This window comes from Achromobacter seleniivolatilans (assembly GCF_030864005.1).
In the GTDB taxonomy this organism is placed as follows: domain Bacteria; phylum Pseudomonadota; class Gammaproteobacteria; order Burkholderiales; family Burkholderiaceae_B; genus Achromobacter; species Achromobacter seleniivolatilans.
The window spans coordinates 2,635,239-2,660,868 of sequence record NZ_CP132976.1; the positions used below are offsets into that span (position 1 = coordinate 2,635,239).

The 25,630-nt window shown below is 61.5% G+C and carries 11 protein-coding genes; 7 read left to right on the forward strand and 4 right to left on the reverse strand.

What is annotated here, in order from left to right:
• Positions 1 to 7: 7 nt before the first annotated feature.
• The 5 genes from RAS12_RS11665 (at position 8) to RAS12_RS11685 (ending at position 17,236) form a co-directional block, all read left to right on the forward strand.
• Positions 8 to 1,429 carry an HlyD family type I secretion periplasmic adaptor subunit gene (locus RAS12_RS11665; protein ID WP_306948552.1) on the forward strand — a complete coding sequence of 474 codons (1,422 nt, stop codon included), beginning with the start codon at positions 8 to 10 and terminating at the stop codon, positions 1,427 to 1,429.
• A 19-nt stretch (positions 1,430 to 1,448) separates the two neighbouring features.
• Positions 1,449 to 2,105, forward strand: a complete 657-nt coding sequence (locus tag RAS12_RS11670) for a response regulator transcription factor (RefSeq protein WP_306948554.1) — start codon at positions 1,449 to 1,451, stop codon at positions 2,103 to 2,105.
• Positions 2,106 to 2,189: 84 nt separating this feature from the next.
• On the forward strand, positions 2,190 to 14,450 hold the full coding sequence (locus tag RAS12_RS11675) for a retention module-containing protein (protein ID WP_306948555.1): 12,261 nt from the start codon (positions 2,190 to 2,192) through the stop codon (positions 14,448 to 14,450).
• Positions 14,451 to 14,555: 105 nt separating this feature from the next.
• On the forward strand, positions 14,556 to 15,239 hold the full coding sequence (locus RAS12_RS11680; protein ID WP_306948557.1) for a transglutaminase-like cysteine peptidase: 684 nt from the start codon (positions 14,556 to 14,558) through the stop codon (positions 15,237 to 15,239).
• A 17-nt stretch (positions 15,240 to 15,256) separates the two neighbouring features.
• On the forward strand, positions 15,257 to 17,236 hold the full coding sequence (locus RAS12_RS11685) for a bifunctional diguanylate cyclase/phosphodiesterase (protein ID WP_306948559.1): 1,980 nt from the start codon (positions 15,257 to 15,259) through the stop codon (positions 17,234 to 17,236).
• Positions 17,237 to 17,299: 63 nt separating this feature from the next.
• Here RAS12_RS11685 and RAS12_RS11690 read toward each other — a convergent pair whose 3' ends face one another.
• The 3 genes from RAS12_RS11690 to RAS12_RS11700 are packed head-to-tail and all read right to left on the reverse strand — an operon-like array spanning position 17,300 to position 20,652.
• Entirely contained in the window at positions 17,300 to 18,127 is an 828-nt protein-coding gene (locus RAS12_RS11690; protein ID WP_306948561.1) for a M48 family metallopeptidase, read from the reverse strand.
• A gap of 38 nt (positions 18,128 to 18,165) precedes the next feature.
• Entirely contained in the window at positions 18,166 to 19,233 is a 1,068-nt protein-coding gene (aroC, locus tag RAS12_RS11695) for a chorismate synthase (RefSeq protein ID WP_306948563.1), read from the reverse strand.
• Positions 19,234 to 19,269: 36 nt separating this feature from the next.
• On the reverse strand, positions 19,270 to 20,652 hold the full coding sequence (locus RAS12_RS11700) for a putative bifunctional diguanylate cyclase/phosphodiesterase (RefSeq protein WP_306951423.1): 1,383 nt from the start codon (positions 20,650 to 20,652) through the stop codon (positions 19,270 to 19,272).
• Between the two features lie 530 nt (positions 20,653 to 21,182).
• Here RAS12_RS11700 and RAS12_RS11705 point away from each other — a divergent pair.
• Positions 21,183 to 23,141, forward strand: a complete 1,959-nt coding sequence (locus RAS12_RS11705) for a bifunctional diguanylate cyclase/phosphodiesterase (protein ID WP_306948565.1) — start codon at positions 21,183 to 21,185, stop codon at positions 23,139 to 23,141.
• A gap of 68 nt (positions 23,142 to 23,209) precedes the next feature.
• Positions 23,210 to 24,673, forward strand: a complete 1,464-nt coding sequence (locus RAS12_RS11710) for a sensor histidine kinase (protein WP_306948567.1) — start codon at positions 23,210 to 23,212, stop codon at positions 24,671 to 24,673.
• A gap of 69 nt (positions 24,674 to 24,742) precedes the next feature.
• On the opposite strand, the gene RAS12_RS11715 is transcribed toward RAS12_RS11710, so the two are convergent.
• Complete coding sequence (locus RAS12_RS11715; RefSeq protein WP_035212861.1) at positions 24,743 to 25,462, reverse strand: response regulator transcription factor; 720 nt, start codon at positions 25,460 to 25,462, stop codon at positions 24,743 to 24,745.
• Between the last annotated feature and the right edge of the window lie 168 nt (positions 25,463 to 25,630).

The window sequence follows — 25,630 nt, forward strand, 5'->3', positions numbered from 1 at the left end:
GGAACCCATGCAGAAAAATCCTGGTGAAATCAAGCACGGCCTGTTCGGAAGCTTGTGGCGCAAGCTCCGGGGGATCTTCGTATTCTTCTTCGACCGGCTCCTGGATGGCGCCGAAAAAGGCAAACCCGAACAACGCTCCGACTACGTTGGCAATGCTGAATATGTCATCCACGAATCGCAGGCTCGCAGTTCACGCGTCCTGCTGTGGGTGGCTCTGCTAGCCACATTTTTGCTGTTGATTTGGGCAGCTACGGGCAGCATCGATGAGGTTGTGCGAGGCGAAGGCAAGGTGGTGCCCTCGCGCCAGGTCCAGATCATTCAGAGCCTGGACGGCGGCATTGTGGAAGAAATTCTGGTTCGCCCTGGCCAGCAAGTCGAAGCGGGCCAAACCCTGCTCAAAATCGACTCCACGCGCTTTGCCTCGTCCTTGGGCGAGAACAATGCCGAATACCTGTCGCTGCTGGCCAAATCCGCGCGTCTGCAAGCGCTGGCAACCGGCGAGCCTTTTGTGGCGCCCGAAGAAGTGCTGAAGCAGGCGCCTGGTCTGGTCGAAATGGAGCGCAACGCCTTTCAGGCGCGTAATACCGAGTTGAATGCCACCGTCAACGTGGCCCGCGAACAGTTGAAGCAACGCCAGGAAGATCTGCGTGAAACGATGGCAAAGCGCGACCAGGCCTCGGCCAGTTGCGGCCTGACGTCTCGTGAACTGCAAGTGACCCGGCCGTTGCTCAAGAGCGGTGCCGTGTCCGAGGTGGACTTGCTGCGCCTGCAACGCGACGTCGCCCGCTATTGCGGCGAACAAAAGGGTGCGGAAGCCCAGATCGACCGCTTCCAGGCGTCCATCAAGGAAGCGCAGAGCAAGCTTGAAGAGTCCGAGCTGAACATCCGCAACCAGGCACGCAGCGAACTGTCGGAAACGAACACCAAGCTGTCGACCCTGCGTCAAGGCAAACTGGCGCTGGCTGACCGCGTGAAACTGGCTGAAGTCCGCGCGCCCTTGAGCGGCACGGTCAAGACGCTGTTCAACAACACCGTCGGCGGGGTGGTGCAACCCGGCAAGGACATCATCGAGATCGTGCCCCGCGACGACACGCTGCTGCTGGAAGTGCGTATCCAACCGCGGGACATCGGTTTCCTGCACGCCGATCAAAAGGCCGAAGTGAAGTTCACGGCCTATGACTTCGCCATCTATGGCGGCCTGGAAGGCAAGGTCGAGCAGATCGGCGCGGACACCGTGACTGATGAAAAAGGCAATTCCTATTACGTAGTGCGCGTACGCACAGACCGCAGCACCGTCGGTGACAAGCTATTGCCCATCATCCCCGGGATGGTGGCCGAGGTTCATATCCTGACGGGTAAGCGCACCGTACTGCAATACCTGCTTAAACCCATATTGCGAGCCAAGGCGAACGCCTTTACCGAACGATGAAGGAGTGCTGGAAGGCTTTATGAAACCTGTTCCCGTCCTGTTGATTACGCACGACGATCTGCTCTGGCAGCACTGGCGCGCGCTGGACCCGGCGCGCTGGCTGGCCGCCCGCGGACGTGGTCTGGCCGATCTGCAACGCTGGCGCGAGCAAGGCCGGTCGCTAGTGGTATTGGATACCGACGTGCCCCGGTTGCCGTCCTGGCAGGACCCCGTCTGGGCGGCAAGCCTGGGGGGACTGCATCTGGTGGTCGCCAGCCCCAGCCCCAATGACGAGCAAGGCACGCAAGCGCTCGGCGCGGGCGCGCACGGCTATTGCCACAGCTATGCGCCCGCGGCGTCTCTGTCCCAAACGCTGGAAGTGGTCGCCTCGGGCGGCATCTGGATGGGGCGTTCGCTGGTCACTCGACTGCTGAAACTCGTAACGGAACGCGCACAAGACTCGCACTCCTGGGATGCCGGCCTGCTGACCGAGCGCGAAATTACCGCCGCGCGGTACGCCGCCAGCGGACAGCCCAATGCCCAGATCGCCGAGGCGCTGGGCATTACGGAACGCACCGTAAAGGCCCATCTTTCGGCTGTTTTCGAGAAGCTGGGCGTGTCCGATCGTCTTCAGCTTGCCCTGCTCGTTCATGGCATTTCCGCGCCTGCCGAAACCCGGAGCAAAATTACTTCCTGATACTGTCCTTGAGGACAATATCCCGCTCCGGCGGAGCCCTCTAGTATTTGGCCATCTTGGATAACTCCCTGAAACGGAACCCACATGGCCAACTCTTCTCCCGCAGTCGTCAACGAAATCTCCGGTCGCGCTTGGATACGCAATAGCGACGGTTCCCTGACCGAACTGCATCAAGGCAGCAAAGTTCCCGCTGGCAGCGACATCGTCACTGCCTCGGGCGCCACAGTTTCGCTTCAGGTCGAAAATGGCATGCCGATCGTCATCGGCGAAAGCCGTGAAGTAGCCGTCAATGGCGATATGGGCGGCCCGCTGGCCGACCCGTCTGAAGCGGCTGTAGCTCCGCCCTCCGGCACCGACTCTGACCGCCTGTTGGCCGCGCTGCAAGCCGGCCGCGACCCGTTTGATGAATTGGACCCCACCGCTGCCGTAGTGGCTGGCGGCGGCGATGCCGGCGGCAGCAGCTTTGTCCGCCTGGCCCGCATTCTGGAAAGCACGTCCCCGCTGGATCTGGCCTACCCCAATCCCAGCCGCGGCGATGACACCTTGCCCCGTGTGTCGGGTGCCGGCTTGACCGATGGCGGCGCCGCCGACACCCCGGCAGTCACCAACAATGCGCCTAGCGCACTGAACGACACTGGACGCGGCGACCAGAACACACCCGTGCGCGGCAACCTGTTGAGCAACGACTCGGATCCCGATGGCGATCCCCTGGCGATTGTTTCCGTCAGCGGCCGTCCGATGACCCCCGGCGGCGTCAGCGTCACCGGTTCCAATGGCGGCACCTTCACCGTCCTGCCGGATGGCAGCTACGTGTTCACGCCTGGCACGGGCTTCCAGCATCTGCCGGAAGGCCAGACCGCCACCACCACAATTTCCTACACCGTCACCGACCCCAGCGGCGCGACGTCCACCGCTACTGTCGAAGTGACGGTCGTCGGCGTGAATGACGCCGCCATCATCACTCCCGCCAACGCGGATGATGACAAGGGCACGGTCAAGGAAGACACTACGTTCACCGCGAACGGCAAACTGAACGTCACTGACGTGGACGACGGCCAGTCGTTCTTCGTCGTGCAATCCGGCCAAGCCGGCCAACACGGCACGTTCTCGCTCGACTCCAGCGGCGCATGGGTCTACAACCTGAACAACAACGATCCGCGCGTGCAAGCGTTGGCCGTTGGCGAGACCCTGACCGAACGGTTTACGGTCACGACGGCAGACGGCACGACCGGCACTGTCATTGTCACGATTCAAGGCACCAACGACGTTCCGACGCTGAGCGGCATCGCTGCTGGCGCCGTGACGGAAGACGACGCGCTGGTTGCCACTGGCAAGCTGAACGTGTCGGACATTGACACGAGCGACACCCACACCTGGTCCGTGAACGAAAGCGGCAATGGCCAATACGGCAAGTTGACGGTCGGCGCCGACGGCACCTGGACGTATAACCTGACCAACGGCAATCCGGCAGTGCAAGCCCTGGCCGTCGGCGAAACCTTGACCGAGACGTTCACCGTCACGGTTGATGACGGCCATGGCGGCACCGCCACCCAAGTCGTCACGGTCACCATCAACGGCACCAACGATGATCCCGTCATCTCCGGCGAAGCCGCAGGCTCGGTCAAGGAAGACGGCGAACTGACGGCCACCGGCCAACTGAGCCAGACCGATGTCGACACGACCGACACCCACACCTGGTCCGTCAACAATGGCGGCAACGGTGCACACGGCACGTTCTCGGTGGATAGCACCGGCAAGTGGACCTACACGCTGAACAATGACGATCCCAAGGTCCAGGCCCTGGGCGCCAACGAGTCGCTGACCGAGAAGTTCACGGTCACCGTCGACGACGGCAACGGCGGCGTGGTCACGCAAGAAGTCACGGTGACGGTCAACGGCACCAACGACAAGCCGGTTGTCACCGGCGAAGCCACCGGTTCGGTCAAGGAAGACGGCGACCTGACGACCAGCGGCCAACTGAGCCAGACCGATGTGGATGTGAACGACACCCACACCTGGACGGTCAACAACGGCGGCAACGGCGAACACGGCACGTTCTCGGTCGACAACACCGGCAAGTGGACCTACACGCTGAACAACGACGATCCCAAGGTTCAGGCCCTGGGCGAAGGCAAGACGCTGACTGAGACCTTCACCGTTACGGTTGACGACGGCAACGGCGGCGTTGTCACGCAAGAAGTTACGGTCACGATCAACGGCACCAACGACGGCGCCATCGTCACCCCGGGTACTCCGGACGGCGACAAGGGCACGGTCAAGGAAGACGGCACCCTCAGCACCGGCGGCAAGCTGGACGTGACCGACAAGGACACCGGCGAAGCCGAGTTCAAGCCCATCACCAGCCAAGTTGGCGACCACGGCACGTTCTCCATCGGCAAGGACGGCACCTGGACGTACCACCTGAACAACGACGACCCCAAGGTGCAAGCCCTGGCGGTTGGCGAACACCTGACCGAGACGATCACGGTCACGACCATCGATGGCACGACCGCTCAGATCGTGGTCACGATCGAAGGCACCAATGACAAGCCCGTCATCTCCGGCGAAGCCGCAGGCTCGGTCAAGGAAGACGGCGAACTGACGGCCACCGGCCAACTGAGCCAGACCGATGTCGACACGACCGACACCCACACCTGGTCCGTCAACAATGGCGGCAACGGTGCACACGGCACGTTCTCGGTCGACAGCACCGGCAAGTGGACCTACACGCTGAACAATGACGATCCCAAGGTCCAAGCCTTGGGCGCCAACGAGTCGCTGACCGAGAAGTTCACGGTCACCGTCGACGACGGCAACGGCGGCGTGGTCACGCAAGAAGTCACGGTGACGGTCAACGGCACCAACGACAAGCCGGTTGTCACCGGCGAAGCCACCGGTTCGGTCAAGGAAGACGGCGACCTGACGACCAGCGGCCAACTGAGCCAGACCGATGTGGATGTGAACGACACCCACACCTGGACGGTCAACAACGGCGGCAATGGCGAGCACGGCACGTTCTCGGTGGACAACACCGGCAAGTGGACCTACACGCTGAACAACGACGATCCCAAGGTTCAGGCCCTGGGCGAAGGCAAGACGCTGACCGAGACCTTCACCGTTACGGTTGACGACGGCAACGGCGGCGTGGTCACGCAAGAAGTCACGGTCACGATCAACGGCACCAACGACGGCGCCATCGTCACCCCGGGTACTCCGGACGGCGACAAGGGCACGGTCAAGGAAGACGGCACCCTCAGCACCGGCGGCAAGCTGGACGTGACCGACAAGGACACCGGCGAAGCCGAGTTCAAGCCCATCACCAGCCAAGTTGGCGACCACGGTACGTTCTCCATCGGCAAGGACGGCACCTGGACGTACCACCTGAACAACGACGACCCCAAGGTGCAAGCCCTGGCGGTTGGCGAACACCTGACCGAGACGATCACGGTCACCACCATCGATGGCACGACCGCTCAGATCGTGGTCACGATCGAAGGCACCAATGACAAGCCCGTCATCTCCGGCGAAGCCGCAGGCTCGGTCAAGGAAGACGGCGAACTGACGGCCACCGGCCAACTGAGCCAGACCGATGTCGACACGACCGACACCCACACCTGGTCCGTCAACAATGGCGGCAACGGTGCACATGGCACGTTCTCGGTCGACAGCACCGGCAAGTGGACCTACACGCTGAACAATGACGATCCCAAGGTCCAGGCCCTGGGCGCCAACGAGTCGCTGACCGAGAAGTTCACGGTCACCGTCGACGACGGCAACGGCGGCGTGGTCACGCAAGAAGTCACGGTGACGGTCAACGGCACCAACGACAAGCCGGTTGTCACCGGCGAAGCCACCGGTTCGGTCAAGGAAGACGGCGACCTGACGACCAGCGGCCAACTGAGCCAGACCGATGTGGATGTGAACGACACCCACACCTGGACGGTCAACAACGGCGGCAATGGCGAGCACGGCACGTTCTCGGTGGACAACACCGGCAAGTGGACCTACACGCTGAACAACGACGATCCCAAGGTTCAGGCCCTGGGCGAAGGCAAGACGCTGACCGAGACCTTCACCGTTACGGTTGACGACGGCAACGGCGGCGTGGTCACGCAAGAAGTCACGGTCACGATCAACGGCACCAACGACGGCGCCATCGTCACCCCGGGTACTCCGGACGGCGACAAGGGCACGGTCAAGGAAGACGGCACCCTCAGCACCGGCGGCAAGCTGGACGTGACCGACAAGGACACCGGCGAAGCCGAGTTCAAGCCCATCACCAGCCAAGTTGGCGACCACGGCACGTTCTCCATCGGCAAGGACGGCACCTGGACGTACCACCTGAACAACGACGACCCCAAGGTGCAAGCCCTGGCGGTTGGCGAACACCTGACCGAGACGATCACGGTCACCACCATCGATGGCACGACCGCTCAGATCGTGGTCACGATCGAAGGCACCAATGACAAGCCGGTCATCTCCGGCGAAGCCGCAGGCTCGGTCAAGGAAGACGGCGAACTGACGGCCACCGGCCAACTGAGCCAGACCGATGTCGACACGACCGACACCCACACCTGGTCCGTCAACAATGGCGGCAACGGTGCACACGGCACGTTCTCGGTCGACAGCACCGGCAAGTGGACCTACACGCTGAACAATGACGATCCCAAGGTCCAGGCCCTGGGCGCCAACGAGTCGCTGACCGAGAAGTTCACGGTCACCGTCGACGACGGCAACGGCGGCGTGGTCACGCAAGAAGTCACGGTGACGGTCAACGGCACCAACGACAAGCCGGTTGTCACCGGTGAAGCCACCGGTTCGGTCAAGGAAGACGGCGACCTGACGACCAGCGGCCAACTGAGCCAGACCGATGTGGATGTGAACGACACCCACACCTGGACGGTCAACAACGGCGGCAATGGCGAGCACGGCACGTTCTCGGTGGACAACACCGGCAAGTGGACCTACACGCTGAACAACGACGATCCCAAGGTTCAGGCCCTGGGCGAAGGCAAGACGCTGACCGAAACCTTCACCGTTACGGTTGACGACGGCAACGGCGGCGTGGTCACGCAAGAAGTTACGGTCACGATCAACGGCACCAACGACGGCGCCATCGTCACCCCGGGCACTCCGGATGGCGACAAGGGTACGGTCAAGGAAGACGCCACCCTCAGCACCGGCGGCAAGCTGGACGTGACCGACAAGGACACCGGCGAAGCCGAGTTCAAGCCTATCACCAGCCAAGTTGGCGACCACGGTACGTTCTCCATCGGCAAGGACGGCACCTGGACGTACCACCTGAACAACGACGACCCCAAGGTGCAAGCCCTGGCGGTTGGCGAACACCTGACCGAGACGATCACGGTCACCACCATCGATGGCACGACCGCTCAGATCGTGGTCACGATCGACGGCACCAATGACAAGCCCGTCATCTCCGGTGTCGCCACCGGCGACGTTACCGAGAGCACCGCTCTCAGCACCAGCGGCCAACTGACGAAGACAGACGTGGACACGTCCGACACGCACACTTGGTCGGTCGGCAACAATGGCAAGGGCAGCTTTGGCAGCTTCTCGGTGGACAACACCGGTAAGTGGACCTACCACCTGGACAACAACAACCCCGACGTCAAGGCTTTGAAGACTGGCGAAACTGCTACCGAGAAATTCACCGTCACGGTGGATGACGGTCACGGCGGCGTCACGACGCAAGAAGTCACGGTCACCATCAACGGCACAGACGACGGCGCCATCATCACGCCGGCAACGCCGGGCAGCGATGCGGGCTTGGTCCGGGAAGATGAGATCTACTCGACCGGCGGCAAACTGAATGTGACCGATCCGGACGTCGGCGAAGCCGTGTTCCGCCCGCAGACCGGTACGGCCGGCCAGCATGGCACGTTCTCGATCGACGAGAATGGCAAGTGGACCTACAACCTGACCAACACTGATCCGGCGGTTCAGGCTCTGGGTGTCGGTCAAACTCTGACCGAGAAGTTCACTGTCACCACCGCTGATGGCACTACGGGCACTGTTACCGTCACCATCGAAGGCACCAACGACATCCCGACCATAACGGGTGCTGCTACGGGCGCAGTAGTTGAAGATGACATCACGGAAATCTCTGGCCAACTCAAAGCCAATGATGTCGACACGACTGACACCCACACCTGGACCGTCAGCAACGAAGGCAAGGGCCAGTACGGCTCCTTCTCCGTCGACGCGAACGGCAAGTGGACCTACAACCTGGACAACGACAGCGCCAAGGTGCAATCGTTGGCCGCGGGCCAAACCGCGACCGACCGCATCACGGTGACGGTCGATGATGGCCACGGCGGTAAGAACACCCAGCAGATTACGATCACAATCACCGGCGCCAACGATGCCCCGACGATCACCGGTGCCGCAACGGGCGCCGTGACGGAAGACGGCACGAAGACGGCGACGGGTCAACTGACCGCCAACGACGTCGACACGACCGATACCCACACGTGGACCGTCAGCAACGAAGGCAAGGGCCAGTACGGTTCCTTCTCCGTCGATGCGAACGGCAAGTGGACCTACAACCTGGACAACGACAGCGCCAAGGTGCAATCGCTGGCCGCGGGTCAAACCGCGACCGACCGCATCACGGTGACGGTCGATGATGGCCACGGCGGTAAGACCACCCAGCAGATCACGATCACGATCACCGGTGCCAACGACGCTCCGACGATCACCGGTACTGCAACGGGCGCCGTGACGGAAGACGGCACGAAGACGGCGACGGGTCAACTGACCGCCAACGACGTCGACACGACCGATACCCACACGTGGACCGTCAGCAACGAAGGCAAGGGCCAGTACGGTTCCTTCTCCGTCGATGCGAACGGCAAGTGGACCTACAACCTGGACAACGACAGCGCCAAGGTGCAATCGCTGGCCGCGGGTCAAACCGCGACCGACCGCATCACGGTGACGGTCGATGATGGCCACGGCGGTAAGACCACCCAGCAGATCACGATCACGATCACCGGTGCCAACGACGCTCCGACGATCACCGGTACTGCAACGGGCGCCGTGACGGAAGACGGCACGAAGACGGCGACGGGCCAACTGACGGCCAACGACGTTGACACGACTGATACCCACACCTGGACCGTCAGCAACGAAGGCAAGGGCCAGTACGGCTCCTTCTCTGTCGACGCGAACGGCAAGTGGACCTACAACCTGGACAACGACAGCGCCAAGGTGCAATCGCTGGCCGCGGGTCAAACCGCGACCGACCGCATCACGGTGACGGTCGATGATGGCCACGGCGGTAAGACCACCCAGCAGATCACGATCACGATCACCGGCGCTAACGACGCTCCGACGATCACCGGTACTGCAACGGGCGCCGTGACGGAAGACGGCACGAAGACGGCGACGGGTCAACTGACCGCCAACGACGTCGACACAACCGACACCCACACCTGGACTGTCAGCAACGAAGGCAAGGGCCAGTACGGTTCCTTCTCCGTCGATGCGAACGGCAAGTGGACCTACAACCTGGACAACGACAGCGCCAAGGTGCAATCGTTGGCCGCGGGTCAAACCGCGACCGACCGCATCACGGTGACGGTCGATGATGGCCACGGCGGTAAGACCACCCAGCAGATCACGATCACGATCACCGGTGCCAACGACGCTCCGACGATCACCGGTACTGCAACGGGCGCCGTGACGGAAGACGGCACGAAGACGGCGACGGGCCAACTGACGGCCAACGACGTCGACACGACTGACACCCACACCTGGACCGTCAGCAACGAAGGCAAGGGCCAGTACGGCTCCTTCTCTGTCGACGCGAACGGCAAGTGGACCTACAACCTGGACAACGACAGCGCCAAGGTGCAATCGTTGGCCGCGGGTCAAACCGCGACCGACAGCATTACGGTGACGGTCGATGACGGCCACGGTGGCAAGACCACGCAGCAGATCACCATCACGATCACCGGCGCTAACGACGCTCCGACCATCGCTGGCACCGCAACTGGTGCAGTGAAGGAAGATGGCACGCTGACCGCCACCGGCCAACTGACCAAGACCGATATCGACACGACCGATACGCACACCTGGTCCGTCAGCAATAAGGGCGTCGGCCTTTACGGCACCTTCACGGTCGACACGAACGGCAAGTGGACCTACACGCTGAACAACGGCAGTGCTAGCGTCCAGGGCCTGAAGGAAGGTCAGCAAGTCACCGACACCCTCATCGTGACCGTCGACGACGGCCATGGCGGCACGGCGCAGCAACCCATCACGGTCACCATCACTGGCACCAACGACAAAGCGATCATCACTCCCGCCACCCCGGGCAGCGATGCAGGCTCCGTCAAGGAAGACGAGATCTATACCGCCGCGGGCAAGCTGAACGTGACCGACGCCGATGTGGGCGAGGCCAAGTTCCAGCCGCAGACTGACATTGCAGGCAAGTACGGCAAGTTCTCCATCGATGCCAACGGCAACTGGACGTTCAAGCTGGACAACACCCTGCCCGTCGTTCAGCAACTGGGCGCCACTGAAAAACTGACCGAAAGCTACACCGTCACCACCGCCGACGGCACGACCAGCACGGTCGTGATCACCGTCAACGGTACCAACGACGTTCCGACAATCGCTGGCTTGGCGACGGGAGCAGTCAAGGAAGACGGCACACTGAAGGCCACGGGCCAGTTGACCAAGACCGATGTGGATGTCAACGACACCCACACCTGGACCGTCAACAACAGCGGCAAGGGCGTCTACGGCACCTTCACGGTCGATGCATCCGGCAAGTGGACCTACACACTGGATAACGCCAACGCCAATGTGCAAGGCCTGAAGGAAGGCCAGCAAGTCACCGACACCCTCATCGTGACCGTCGACGACGGCCATGGCGGCACGGCGCAGCAGCCCATCACGGTCACCATCACTGGCACCAACGACAAAGCGATCATCACTCCCGCCACCCCGGGCAGCGATGCAGGCTCCGTCAAGGAAGACGAGATCTACACCGCCGCGGGCAAGCTGAACGTGACCGATGCCGATGTGGGCGAGGCCAAGTTCCAGGCGCAGACTGACATTGCAGGCAAGTACGGCAAGTTCTCCATCGATGCCAACGGCAACTGGACGTTCAAGCTGGACAACACCCTGCCCGTCGTTCAGCAACTGGGCGCCACTGAAAAACTGACCGAAAGCTACACCGTCACCACCGCCGACGGCACGACCAGCACAGTCGTGATCACCGTCAACGGTACCAACGACGTTCCGACCATCTCTGGATTGGCGACGGGAGCAGTCAAGGAAGACGGCACACTGAAGGCCACGGGCCAGTTGACCAAGACCGATGTGGATGTCAATGACACCCACACCTGGACCGTCAACAACAGCGGCAAGGGCATCTATGGCACCTTGACCGTCGACGCATCCGGCAAGTGGACTTACACACTGGATAACGCCAGCGCCAACGTGCAAGGTCTGAAGGAAGGCCAGCAAGTCACCGACACCATCATCGTGACCGTCAACGACGGCAACGGCGGTACGGCGCAACAGCCCATCACCATCACCATTACCGGCACCAACGACGCCCCTGTGATCACCGGCCAGACTAGCGGTTCGGTAACCGAGGACTACGCGCTGACCGTCAACGGCAAGCTGAATGTCGTGGACGCCGACGTGGGCCAGAGCGGCGTGGCCGCTCAGACCAACGTGGTCGGCAAGTACGGCACGTTCTCGATCGATGCGAACGGCAACTGGACCTACTCCCTGAACAACAGCCTGGCGGTGGTGCAAAACCTGCCCGCAGGCGCGTTGCTGACGGAAACGTTCAACGTGACTGCCGGTGACGGCGTGACGGTTCAACCGATTACCGTCTCGGTCATCGGCACCAACGACGCGCCCGTCTCGGCGGACAACTCGGCCAACGTTGAAGTGGGCACCAGCCATGTATTCACGCTGAGCGAGTTCGCCTTCAACGACGGCGCCGAGGGCAACACGCTGCAAAGCGTGATCATCTCGCGCCTGCCGACGGATGGCACGCTGACGCTCAACGGCAACCCGGTGGGCTTGAACACGGCCGTCTCGGCAGCGGATATTGCTGCTGGCAAGCTGGTATTCACCCCGTCCGCCAATGGCCTGGATACCTCGATCGGCTTCCAGGTGCGCGACAACGGCGGCACTGACCACGGCGGTCAGAACACGTCCGGCACGTACAACTTCGTCCTGAACACGAACAATATCGTGACAGGCGAAAACGTTGGCAGCGGCACGGGTATTACGCCGCCGCTCAATGGTGGCTCTGGCGACGACATCATCTTGGGCGACAAGGGCGGCACGGTCGTCACGGTGGAGCCGGGCAAGAACTACAACATTGCCCTGGTTGTGGATACGTCGGGCAGTATGGCGTACGGGCTGGATGGCAGCACGGGTGTCAGCTACGCCAATTCGCGCATGAAGCTGGTGATAGACGCGCTGAAATCGCTTGCTTCGCAACTGGCGGGTCATGACGGCACGGTCAACGTAACGCTGATTGGTTTCGCCGATAACGCAGGCCAAAACCTGACGTTGCAAAACCTGACGCAAACCAACGTCAAGCAATTGACCGATGCCATCGGCAAATTGTCTGCGGACGGCGGCACCAACTACGAAGCCGCTTTCAACTCCGCCGTCGCGTGGTTCAACGCCCAGACTGCGGCTGGCAAGACCGCCGCAGCGGGTTACGAAAACGTGACCTTCTTCTTGACCGACGGTGACCCCACGTTCTACTACGACAAAAACGGCGATCTGGCCGGCACCGGGAACTCGACGAACGTCACCACGTTGCAGGAATCGGTTAACGCCTTTGACCCGCTTTCGAAGGTCAGCACGGTCCACGGTATCGGGATTGGCAACGGTGTAAACGAAAACTACCTGCGCCTGTTCGACAACACGGGCGGCGGTGGTACGAGCTACAACGCGTTCGGTTCCAGCAGCGACTCGACGCTGGCCTCCTTTGGCAGCAGGTCGGATGGCCTGAACAACATGAGCAACTGGGCCACCACGGGGACAGGTGTTCTGACAGGCTCCGTGACCAAGACCAGTGGCGTCATGCAGATTGTGGATACGGTGGGCGGAACCAGCACCACGGCCACCAGCTCGTCAGCCATCACAATTGCCAGCTACGGCAAGGTGAGCTTCTGGGTGCAAACGGCGACTTTCTCGTCCGGGGACCAGTTCACGTGGACGCTCCAACGCTACGACTCCGTGACCAAGACATGGGTCAGCGTGGACGGGGGAACCACCACTTCCGGCTATAGCAACGGCACCACCATCACGTCTCAGTTGATGCCGTCGGGCAGCTATCGTCTTGTCTACGAAGTGGTGGACAACACCAGCAACTCCCGCAACGCCACAGCCTACATCGACGACATCACCCTGGCCGCCTACAGCGCCAGCCAGGTCGTTGCGTCTCCGTCTGGCCAGGTGGACATTGTGCTGAAGGGCTCGGACTTGGCCGCGGCCCTGCAAGGCGGCAGCTCCAGCACCGACCCGGCCGTGGTGGGCAACGACGTCATCAACGGCGGCGCCGGCAACGACATCATCTTTGGCGACACGATCAATACCGATCACCTCGCCTGGGGTTCCGTCGCCGCTGGTTCGCACGATGGCCAAGGCCTGAAGGCGCTGCAAGACTTCCTGGCTTACCAGAATGGTCATGCCGCGACGGCAACAGAGGTCTACGACTACCTGAAGGCCAACCACGCGCAGTTCAACCTGCCGGACGATCCTCGTGGTGGCAATGACACCATCCACGGCGGCACGGGCGATGACATCATCTACGGCCAGGGCGGCAACGACACCCTGTACGGCGATGACGGCAACGACATTCTGTACGGCGGTTCCGGCGATGACTACCTGCATGGTGGCGCTGGCAACGACGTGCTGGATGGCGGCTCGGGCAACGACACGCTGATCGGCGGCAAGGGCAATGACACGCTGATTGGCGGCGCTGGCAGCGATACGTTCAAGTGGGAGTTGAACGACCAGGGCACGACCGCTGCCCCGGCCGTCGACACGATCAAGGACTTCTCCAATGCCACGATTGCCAATGGCGGCGATGTCCTGGATCTGAAGGATCTGCTGATCGGCGAAAAGGACGGCACGCTGACGCAGTACCTGAACATCCACAAGGATGGCAACAACACGGTTATCGACATCAACACCAAGGGCCAGATCGGCCAAGGTGCCGACCAGAAGATCGTGCTGGAAAACGTGGACTTGACGAACAACGGCGCACTCAGCAACCAGGCCATCATTAATGACCTGCTGCAAAAGGGTAAGTTGAACGTCGACCACAGCTAAGGCGTTAGACCCGAGGGCAATGCCAAAGATGGCTTTGCCCTCGGCAGCTGCAATTTTTCCTCCTCGCACGTCTGCGAGGGCCGGAAAAATGTGAAAATCCGTTTCATGCCATCGACTCACCGTTTCCGCGGTCCGCTGAACCTGTGCCGATTGGTTTTGCTATGCCTGGCTTGCGTCTGGAGCGGTAGTTCCGCTCTAGAGGTAAATGCTGACCGGCTGCAAAGCCTGTCGGCCAGCCGCTATGGCGCCAAGGGCGCAAAGTCGGTGGCCAGCTGGTTGCAGTTCTTGCGCAACCCGCCCGCCGCGCTAGAAAGAGATAAGTTGACCCAGGTGAACGACTTCTGGAACCGCGCCCTGCTTTCGGGCGAAGACCAGACCATCTGGGGGCAGGCTGACTATTGGGCCACCCCGCTAGAATCACTGGGCAAAGGCGCAGGCGATTGCGAAGACTACGTCATCGGCAAGTACTTCACGCTGCTGGCGCAAGGCGTGCCCTCCAACAAGCTGCGTTTCATCTATGTCCGCGCGCGCATCGGCGGACCGGCCAGCAGCAGCCAGGTCGCCCACATGGTGCTGGGCTATTACGAAACACCAAACGCAGTACCGCTGGTGCTGGACAGCCTGATCTCAACCATCCTGCCCGCCACGCAGCGTCGTGATCTGACGCCGGTGTTCAGCTTTAACGCCGACGGCGTCTACGTGGACGGCAAGCCCGCCGCACCGGTTGACCGCCTGAGCCGCTGGCGTGATCTACTTCAACGCATGGAACGGGAAGGCATACGCCCCTGAACGCCGGAAACAAGACTATGTCCATACTTCGACAGCTACTGCTCAGCGTTACCCTTGCGATCGGCGTCATTCTGCTGGGCACGCTGGCGCTTAGCGTCAATTCGGCGCGCGAATACCTGTCGGGCCAGTTAACGGTGCAGAGCACCGATGCCGCCGTCTCCCTGGCGCTCACGCTGTCGCAACCGGCCAACAACGATCCCGTGCTGCAAGAGCTGTTGGTGTCGGCGCTGTTTGACGGCGGCCATTTTTCGCTCGTGCGTTTGAGCGACCCTGAAGGCAAGGTGCTGATCGAACGCAAGGCCACGGCAGCGGAAACGTCAGTCCCCCGCTGGTTCCAGAAATTGGCGCCGCTGGATGCGCAATCGGCCACCCATGCGGTCAGTGACGGCTGGCGCCAGATCGGCGAAGTCACCTTGGTCGCAAACGATGCCTATGCTTGGGAAGCCTTGTGGGCAAGCAGCCTGAAGATGATTGCCTTGGTGGTGGGCGCTGGCATTCTGTGGGCCGTGTTCGCCTTCGTGCTGGTGGGCTGGATCAAAAACCGTCTGCTGCGAGAAATCAGCGACCATGTCCGCAGCATCGGCCAGGACACCCCGCCTGAACAGGTCGAGGCCCGTGTGCCTGAACTATCCGGTGTGGTTCAGGCGCTGAATCAGACGCGCGAACGCGTGTACGCCAGTGTCGAAGAACAAAATGCCAAGATCGAATCGTTGGAACTGGAGCTGAATCAAGATCCGGTGACCCGGTTGCCGAACCGCAAATACTTCGTCAACGAATTCCGGCGCGCCCTGGAAACGCCGGCCAGCGCAACCGGCGCGGGTAAGCACCAGCCGGCCATCGACGGCGGCCATGTGCTGGTGTTCCGCCAGCGAGACCTGGCCGACCTGAACCGCCACATGCCTCGAGAGTTCATCGACCAATGGCTGCGCGCTGCGTGCGAGCGCATTCAAGGCACTCTCAAGAGCATGCACGTGGCTGCTCCCTTGCTCGCGCGCCTGAATGGATCTGATTTTGCACTGCTGCTACCCGGCTGCGCCGCTCCCCAGGCGATGATGCTTGCGGAACAATTGCGCGCAGACCTGCACGCCTCTCGCATTCCTGTCGGTGAAGGCCATTTGTGCCGCTGGGCGCAAGCCATGACTGATTACAGCCATGGGAATCAGGCCGGCCCGGTGCTGGCTCGTCTGGATTTTGGTCTGATGCGCGCCGAAAGCGCCAACAACGACCAGGTCGTGATCGCGGGCGCGACCGACATGCAATCCCCCTCGGAGTCCGGAGAGCGCGCCTGGAAGGACGCGATCCTGACTGCGTTGGACAAGCGCCAGTTTGAATTGGCCATGGAACCGCTGCTGGCCGCTGACGGCAGCACCGTCCGTACCGAGGCAATGTTGATGTTGCGCACTGCCCCCGATCAGGTGCCCATCCCCGCCACACTGTTCATCCCGCCGGCGGTGCGGCTGGATTTGGTGGCCAATTGCGATCTGGAGTCCGTAAGTCTGGGCCTGGATTGGCTGGCGTCCCACGAAGGCGAGTTGGCGGTGCGGGTCGCCCTGCCCTCGTTGCGCGGCCAGAAGTTCTTTCGCCAGTTGGCCTTGCTGCTGACGGAACGCCGCGCACTAGCGTCTCGCTTGTTCCTGGAAATTGACGCGCACGGGCTGGTGGAATGCCATGAGCAAATCGCCACCCTGGCCCGCGTTGTTTCGGAATTCGGCGCCCGTATCGGGGTACGCCGCTTGGCCCAGCAGTTCGGCGCGGTGGCCCAACTGCACACCCTGCCCTTGTCTTACGTGAAACTGGGCGGCGGTTTTGTTGGTGGGATGTCGCAAAGCCCGGGCAGCCAGCAATTAACGGCTTCGGTGCTGGAAACGGCCCGGGCGCTGAACATCGCGGTCTATGCCGAAGATGTGCCAGATGCTGAAACGCAGCGCATCCTGAGCGGCCTGGGTATCAGCATCATGCGGGGTCCTGGCGTGAAACCGGTCTCAGGCAAAGCCTGAACCACGCCCACGAAAAAGCCGCCTGTTCAGGCGGCTTTTTCGTGGGGAATACCAATCCAGGTTTTACTTTTTCGCCTGTTGATACAGCGGCAACACCTGCTGCGCAGCCGCTTGCAGATCGCTGATGCGCGAAGCGGCCGACGGGTGCGTGGAGAGGATTTCGGGTGGTGCATTGCCCTGATCGGCTGCGCCCATTTTTTGCCATAGCGTGACGGCAGCGCGCGGATCAAAGCCAGCCCGCGCCGCCAGTTCCACACCCATACGATCCGCTTCAGTCTCGTGCGTACGGCTGTTGGGCAGAGTGAACATCACGCTCGTGAGTTGACCGCCCAGGTCGGACGCCGCGGTGGAGCCAGTGGCCATCGACAACACCGACAAGCCCAGATTGGTCGCCATCTGTTGCGACACACGTTCACGCGCATGCTCACGCAGCGCATGGGCGATTTCGTGGCCCAGCACCGCCGCCAGCTCATCATCGGTGGGTTTGATCTTGCCGATCAGACCCGTATAGACGGCGATCTTGCCGCCCGGCATGCACCAAGCGTTGATCTCGTCGCTGGACAGCACATGCACTTCCCATTTCCAGCCTGTCGCGTCGGGACGAAATACTCCCGCTTGCGCAATCAGGCGCTGAGAAATGGCGCGCACGCGCGCCAGTTGCTGCGCGTCGCGGTCCAACAGACCCTTGGCCTGCGCCTGCTTGAGAATGTCCGTGTACTGCTGGCTTGCTTCTTGCTCCAGTGCCTGAGAGGGCACCAGGCTGGACATGTATTGCGTCCGGTTGACGCCGATAGCGCCGGACTGCGTGGTGTTCATGCCGGTGCAGCCGGCCACGGCGGCCAGCAATAAAGCCGCGCCCGAGTAGCGAAGCAGATAACGTTTACGGTTCATGTTGGCCTCCTGCGGGCGATGGCAAGTGTGCCAGGGCATCAGCGCGTATCGCCGCATTGCCCGCGATGACGCAAGGCGTGGTCGATCAGCACCAGTGCAAGCATGGCTTCAGCAATGGGCGTCGCGCGGATACCCACGCAAGGATCATGACGGCCCAGCGTTTGCACCATGACCGGCTCATTTTCGCGATTGACCGAGCGGCGTTCAACACGAATGCTGGAAGTGGGCTTGATAGCCAGCGACACCGTGATAGGTTGACCGGTGGAAATACCGCCCAGGACGCCGCCAGCGTGGTTGGTCAGAAAACCATCGGGCGTGATCTCGTCCCCATGTTCAGAGCCCCGCTGCGCAATGCAATCAAAGCCAGCGCCAATCGACACACCCTTGACGGCGTTCAAGCCCATCATCACGTGCGCGATATCGGCATCCAGCCGATCGTAGATGGGTTCACCCCAGCCTGCCGGCAGGTTCTCGGCCACGACCTCGATACGCGCGCCGACAGAGTCGCCGTCGCGGCGCAACTGGTCCATATAGGCTTCCAGCTCGGGGACGACGTCTGCATTCGGGGCGTAGAACGGATTGTTGGGAACTTCTTCCCACGATACGAACGGAATCGCGACAGGACCCAGCTGGCTCATGTAGCCGCGGACCTTCACACCGTACTGCTCGGCCAGCCATTTCTTGGCAATGGCCCCTGCCGCCACGGTAGGCGCCGTCAGGCGCGCCGACGAACGGCCTCCGCCGCGCGGATCGCGCACGCCGAACTTGCGCCAGTACGCATAATCGGCATGGCCGGGCCGGAAGGTATCGGCAATATTGGTGTAATCCTTGCTGCGGGCATCGGTGTTGCGGATCAGCAGGCTGATCGGTGTGCCCGTAGTGACCCCTTCATACACGCCTGACAGGATTTCGACCTGATCCGCTTCCTGGCGCTGCGTAACGTGGCGCGAGGTTCCGGGACGGCGGCGGTCCAACTCAAGCTGGATATCGGAGGCGTCCAGGCTCAGTCCGGGCGGACAGCCATCCACGACGCAACCAATGGCTGGCCCGTGGGATTCGCCGAAATTCGTGACGGTAAAGAGAGTACCTAGGGTATTGCCGGGCATAGGGAGTCAACAGGTCGGGTTTGCGAGCAACCCAGATTATGACACCGCCGACGCCAAAGCCTGGATTTCAGCGGCTGGCGCCGGTCGTCCGAGCAAAAAGCCTTGCATCACTCGGCATCCCAGCGCCTTCAGGATTTCTCGCTGGCCTTCGGTTTCGACACCTTCGGCCACCACGGGCAGCCGCATCGCCTGGCACAGGCCGAACAGGGCCGAAACAACTTCGCGGCTGCCTGCGTCGGATTCCAGCGCCGAAATGAAGCTGCGATCAATCTTGACCCAATCAATGGGCAGGTGGCGCAAGTGGTTCAGACTGGAATAGCCGCAGCCGAAATCGTCCAGCGCCACACCGATACCTTGCGCCCGCAACGTGTTCAATATCTTGATGTGCCGTTCGTAGTGCAGGATGAAGATGGATTCCGTGATCTCCAGCACCAGCTTGCGCGGCGCCAACTTGGTGGCGGCAAGCACGTCGGACACCAATTGAACCAGCCCATCCTCGTTCATCTGTTTAACGGACAGATTCACATGCACCCGCCATGCCGTTGGCCACAGCGCCGCTTGCGAGCATGCGCGTTCCAGAATCCATGCGCCCAGCGGCACGATCAGGCCGCTACGCTCAGCCAATTCAATGGTCACGGCAGGTGAAACGCTGCCCAGTTTGGGGTGATGCCAGCGCAGCAGCGCCTCGCATCCCTGCACGACGCCCGTCGCGCTGTCGCAAACCGGCTGGTAATACAGTTCGAACTGCTCCATGGCGGGCGTCGTCAACGCCAACCGTAAATCGTTTTCCAGACCTTGCTGATCCCGGTGTTGCGCCAACAGCCTGAAATCAAAGAGATTCCAGCCGGGACCACCCCGCTCTTTCAGGGGCACCAAGGCCACCTGAACACAGCGTTGCAGCTCTTCCACCGTGCGGCCGTGGCCGGGATACAACGCAGCGCCCACCCGGAATACGGCAATAAGGGGACGGCCCCCTAATTCGTACGGTGCGCTCAAGTCTTCCAACAATTTAGCGGACACTTGCGCCGCACCCAGCTCGTCGACCTCTGGAACACAGACCGTGAACGTATCGGTGCCAGTACGTGCCACCAAGCCGCCCAGGGTGCGCGCGATGAGGCTCAAACGATTGGCCACCATGACGAGCAGAGCTTGATCTTCCCCGGCGCGCAGCATGGCGCTAATCTCGGCGTACTGCTCAAAACTGACCAGGAAGAAGGCGCCACGGTGCGCGGCCCCCTGGGTTTTGGCCAGCCAGACGCGCGCGCGGCGATGCAGCTCCTGCTGGCTCAGGACGCCGGTCAATTCATCGCGCGTCAGCCGGTGTCGCAAAACGCGTTCCCTGCGTACGAAAAGCAAACTTATCGCCGCAAGTGCGCCCGCGAGTGTCAGGCACAGTGCGAGCAGGTAACTCTCACGCACGGAGCCCCCTATGTGGAATCCCTTGGCGTTGCGGTCCATGAAGGAACCCAAGGGCTGTAACATTTTTTAAATTATGCATTATTTTCGCAAAAAAACGCCACACTTCAGAGGCCAAAAGCCTCTTTTCCTTGCATTCCGCAGGCTTGCTGGTTGCTCGTGGATGGTCATGTCGGTCCTTGGATAGCGTTCGCTGGCCGGTCCTTTGAGCCATGCCTTGTCCTTACTACGACAGCCAATGCCCAAAAATTAATACACCGTGTCTCAATAGTTATCACCCGGCCAATTATCACGATCGAAATAATTGCATAGGTTGTCTGAAATTGCGGCAAATTTCGTAATATTCTGTACCCTCTCTGACATGCCGAATTAAAGTGTAAGCGGCGCCAACGAGGCATCAGTAACGTGTGTCACGTTTCTTATCCCGGTTTTTTCCCATCGGGCACGTTCGCTGCCTGGTGTCCCCTTTAACCGGCAGTCTGGCAATCGTCCACGTGGGCAGCCGCACTCGCCAGGAAGGGAATTCCATTCTCATGTCGACATTACGCCGGTTACTTTTCTGCACTGCCCTCCTGATCGGCTTCATCCTGCTAGGCGCCCAGGCGCTGGGGATGCTTGCCGCTCATCGCTATCTGAACACCCAACTGACCCAACAAAGTGAAGGCGGCGCCAGTGCGCTGGCGTGGGCCCTATCCCATACGCAGGGCGACGCCAGTGAAAGGAAAACGCTGGTGCAGGACCTGTTCGGCCAGGGGCTGTATGCGCTGGTGCGAGTCTCGGACGGTGACGGCGCGCCCGGTATCGAGCTGCGCAAAGAACCAGCGGCAGCGGCCCGCGACAGCGACTGGTTCAGCGTTCAAGCGCCTACGGTGTCGCGCACATTCAAGCAGCCAAGTGGACACGGCCAAGGAACTGTCACGGTGCAGGCGGACTCCCGGCTGGCTAGCGACACGCTATGGCAAGGCGGTGTACGTGTTCTGGGCCTGGTGCTGGCCGCAGGTGTCTTTTGGGCGCTGTTCTCTTTGAATCTGGTCCGCTGGATTGAAGCGCGAACGTCGCGAGATATTTGTGAACGCGTGCGGGCCCTGGCCCCTGGCAGTATCGCGGCACCGGCCGGTTCTTGTGAGCTGGCGGGTGTCGACCAAGCATTGGTTGATGCGCAACGCCGCGTTGCCGCCACGGTCGAAGAACAAAACGCCAAGATTGAATCGCTGCAAAGTGAAATTTATCGGGACCCCGTCACCCGGCTGTCCAATCGCAAGCACTTCGTCGATCAATTCAGGCTGGCGTTGACGGACAAGACAGCCGAAGCTGGCGGCCACATTCTTATGTTCCGGCAGCGCGATCTTGCCCAGATCAACCGGCATCTGTCTCGAGCTTTCACGGATCAATGGCTACGCTCCTCGTCAGACAGGCTGCGCAAACTGATCGCGGAATTTGGCGGACCTGACGCGCAAATCGCCCGCATCAGCGGGTCAGACTTTGCTTTGCTGATGCCCCGCACCTCGGCGCCGCAAGCCAGTCTGTTGGCCGAGCGGGTGCGCCGTGAGCTGCGTTCGCTACGCGTGCCGGTGGAAAAACATGGCTGGTGCCGCTGGGCGCTGGCCATGGCCGCCTTTGCTCCGGGCGACAATATGAGCGATACGCTGGCTCGCCTGGACCATGCCCTAATGTGCGCGGAAAGCGCCGACGATGATCAGATTGCCCCCGCCAGCCAGGCGCCCGACAGCACACGCATCGGTGAATACAGCTGGCACGACGCTTTAGTCACCGCCCTGGAACAGCATCGGTTTTCGCTTACGGTGCAGCCTTTGCATGACTTGTCTGGGGCCCTGCTGCACCAAGAGGCCAGCTTGACGCTACATGACATTAGCGGCGCCGATCCCGTCCCCGCCTCGATCTTCATGCCACCCGCCGTCCGTCTGGGACTATCGGCGGAATGCGACATACAGGCCGTCCGGCTGGGACTAGACTGGCTGTTTACGCACGTCGACGCGTTGACGGTGCCCATATCCACGGCATCATTGGCGCACACCTCGTTTTTCGCCCGGCTGCAACGCATGCTGGCTGACCGGCCCACCCTGACGTCGCGCCTGATCATTGAGGTGGACGCCGCGGGCCTGGTAGAGCAAGCCGCCGATCTGCGCCAGTTGTGCGACATCGTCACGGCTGCGGGCGCGCGCATCGGTGTGTCGCGGTTATCACAACAATTTGGCGCCATGGAACGGCTGCATGAGTTTCCCGTGTCCTACCTGAAGCTGTGCGGCGGATTTATCACTGGCCTGCTCCATAGCCCCGGCAGCCAACACTTGGCGGCCACCGTCATGGCGACCGCCGCGACGCTGGACATGGCGGTCTACGCCGATGACGTGCCAGATTCAGCCACGCAAAGAATATTGGAAGATTTGGGGGTCCGCGCCGTACGCGGGCCTGTCGTAAACTTCGCCCGTGCGCGGGAATTCGCGCCGGATCACCAATGGGTTCCTAGTTGACGGAAGGATTGTTTCTACGCACCTGCTGGCGCTTTCGCCATCGTCGTGCTCTCGGTGCGGTTACCGGTTTGCAAGCGCCTCTGCGGCGCCTGGGATTGTTGCTGTGCGCCCTGCTCTGGCCCGGCGCGGTCTTGGCATTCGGCCTGAGCGGCGCTCACGACGATCTTCAACTAGGCGTGACGGCTGGAATCGCCATTGCATGCGGCCTGGCTTGCGCCGTTGCTTGGGGCTATACGCGGCAGGCACTCTATGGCGCGGGCGTGGCCTTTATGCTGGTGGAAGGCCTGTTCCGCTCAATGCCGTCCTTGCTGCCTCCCGGCGCATTGCAAGCAGGCTCCTTTGCCGCCTTGCTGGCGCTGACGGCCCCCATCCTGTCAGGCTCCCCCGCATCCGTCCGCCTTGCCGCGGCATGTCGATGGGCCTCGATTGCACTGGCCGGCGTGGCGGCACTGGCACTGATCTTTGTGTACGAAACCGAAAACGGGCTGATCCCTGCTTGGGTGGCTGGCGTCTGTGCCATCCTCAGCGCACCGTTGGCTGCCTGGTTTCTTGGCCAAGCCGTCTCGCGCCCGGCAGGCCGGGTACCGGCATTGGCCCTGGCCGCCGCGTATGCCCTATCGGCGTGGATGCTGGGTAGGGATGCTTGGCTGGCAAATGGCGCAGATTCTCCCGGAGCGCTTGTCGAACTGGCTCGCTTGCTGCTGGTAACGGGCGCCTTGCTAAGTCTGGCACTAAGCCGTCAACGTTCCAGCCAGCCGGCAATCCTGCGAAATGTCCAAGAACAAAGCGACGCCGAGCATGTGGCACAAGGCGAATTGCGTCTGGCAGAACTGGCCGGCGCCCTGGATACCCAGCGCCAAATGAACGCACTGGTCTCTCATGAGCTGCGCGCACCGCTCGCGACGATCAGTGCGGCAGCGCAATCGCTGGACATGATTCTGTCCGACAGTGGGGAAACCGTCGACAATCGGCTGGCCCGCATCCATCGTTCGGTGAATCGGATGACCGAATTAATGGACCAGTTGCTGAATCAAGACCGGCTCGGTGAACAGGCGTGGACGCCCCGCGGCGAACAAATGGACATGGCAGAGTTGGCGCGCGATGTCGTCACTGCCATGAAACCGGACACGGCGCACGCGCTGGTCCTTCAGACTGACGGCGCACTACCTGTATTTTGCGACCGTCCACTGACGAGCGTGGTGTTGCGCAACCTGATCCACAATGCCATCAAGTACTCACCCGCCAACGAACCCGTCAGAATCGAAACAGGCCAAACGTTGAGCGACGGCATGGCTATGTCGTGGATGGCAGTCGTGGACCGCGGCCCGGGCATAGGCGAAGAAGAGCAGTCTCAGATTTTCGAGCCGCATTTCCGGCGTGCCGCTCATCGGGAAACGCAGGGAATGGGGATTGGCCTGTATCTTGCGCGCCGCATCTGCCAGAACCAGGGCGGTTCACTGACCATGCACAGCAAGGTCGGCGTGGGCACACGCTTTGTCATCACACTGCCCGCGCGCGGACCCGCAACGTGATGGGCCGGCGGACTATTTCCATTGCGTAGCGCCGGCTAGGCGAGCCCTTCCATACGGGCACTCGCCCGCTCAAGCTGCGAATACGTAACCCTGGCCGCGTACCGACAACACTGGCAGTTTCAAGCCCGCGCTTTGCGCCTTGGCGCGCAGACGGCTGACCAGCACGTCGATACGCCGCAACTCAAATCCGCCCGGACTATCTGGCAGGAACAGTTCCGCCAATACCTGACGGCTGACCGCGCTGCCGGCCGCATCCATGAGGGCCACCAAAAACGTTCTTTCCTGGGCGCTCAGGTGCAAGGATGCGCCGTCCGGGGCCACCAGAATCCAGCCGCCGTCCTGCAAAGACCAAGTGCTATCAGCCGATGCACGCGTTTCGGCGTCCGCAGGGCGAGGCGCTTTGGCCAGACGCATCCGGCGCGCCAGGCTGCGAATGACTGAGCTGAGTTCCAGCAGGTCTACGGGCTTGGTCATATAGACGTCAGCGCCACCTTCCAGACCTCGCACGCGATCTTCCAGCGCACTGCGGCCCGTCAGCATGACGATGCCCACGGGACTTAACGCCCGCAGCCGGGTCGCCACAGAAAAACCGTCCTCTCCGGGTAGGTGCGCATCCAAAATAACGATGTCGCACGGCTGCTCCTGCAACCGGCGATAAAACGCCGCAGCATTGTCACAAGCAAACGCTACCCGAAATCCGTAGCCGCCTAAGCCTAATGCCAACTCCTCGCGGAAGTCAGCATCATCCTCAAGCAGGCCTATACACAGCAAACCATCTGCTCCAGGCATATTCAGAGTGCTTTATATTGAAAATTGTCGACAAATGCCCAAGGATGCCGCTTGCCATCCTGAGTGTTCCGCAGGCGACAATCTTACGAGATTTACAATGGAAACGAATGATTGCAGTGAAAAAAAACGCGATATTTCACGATTTAACAGGTATTTTTTGTACTAATA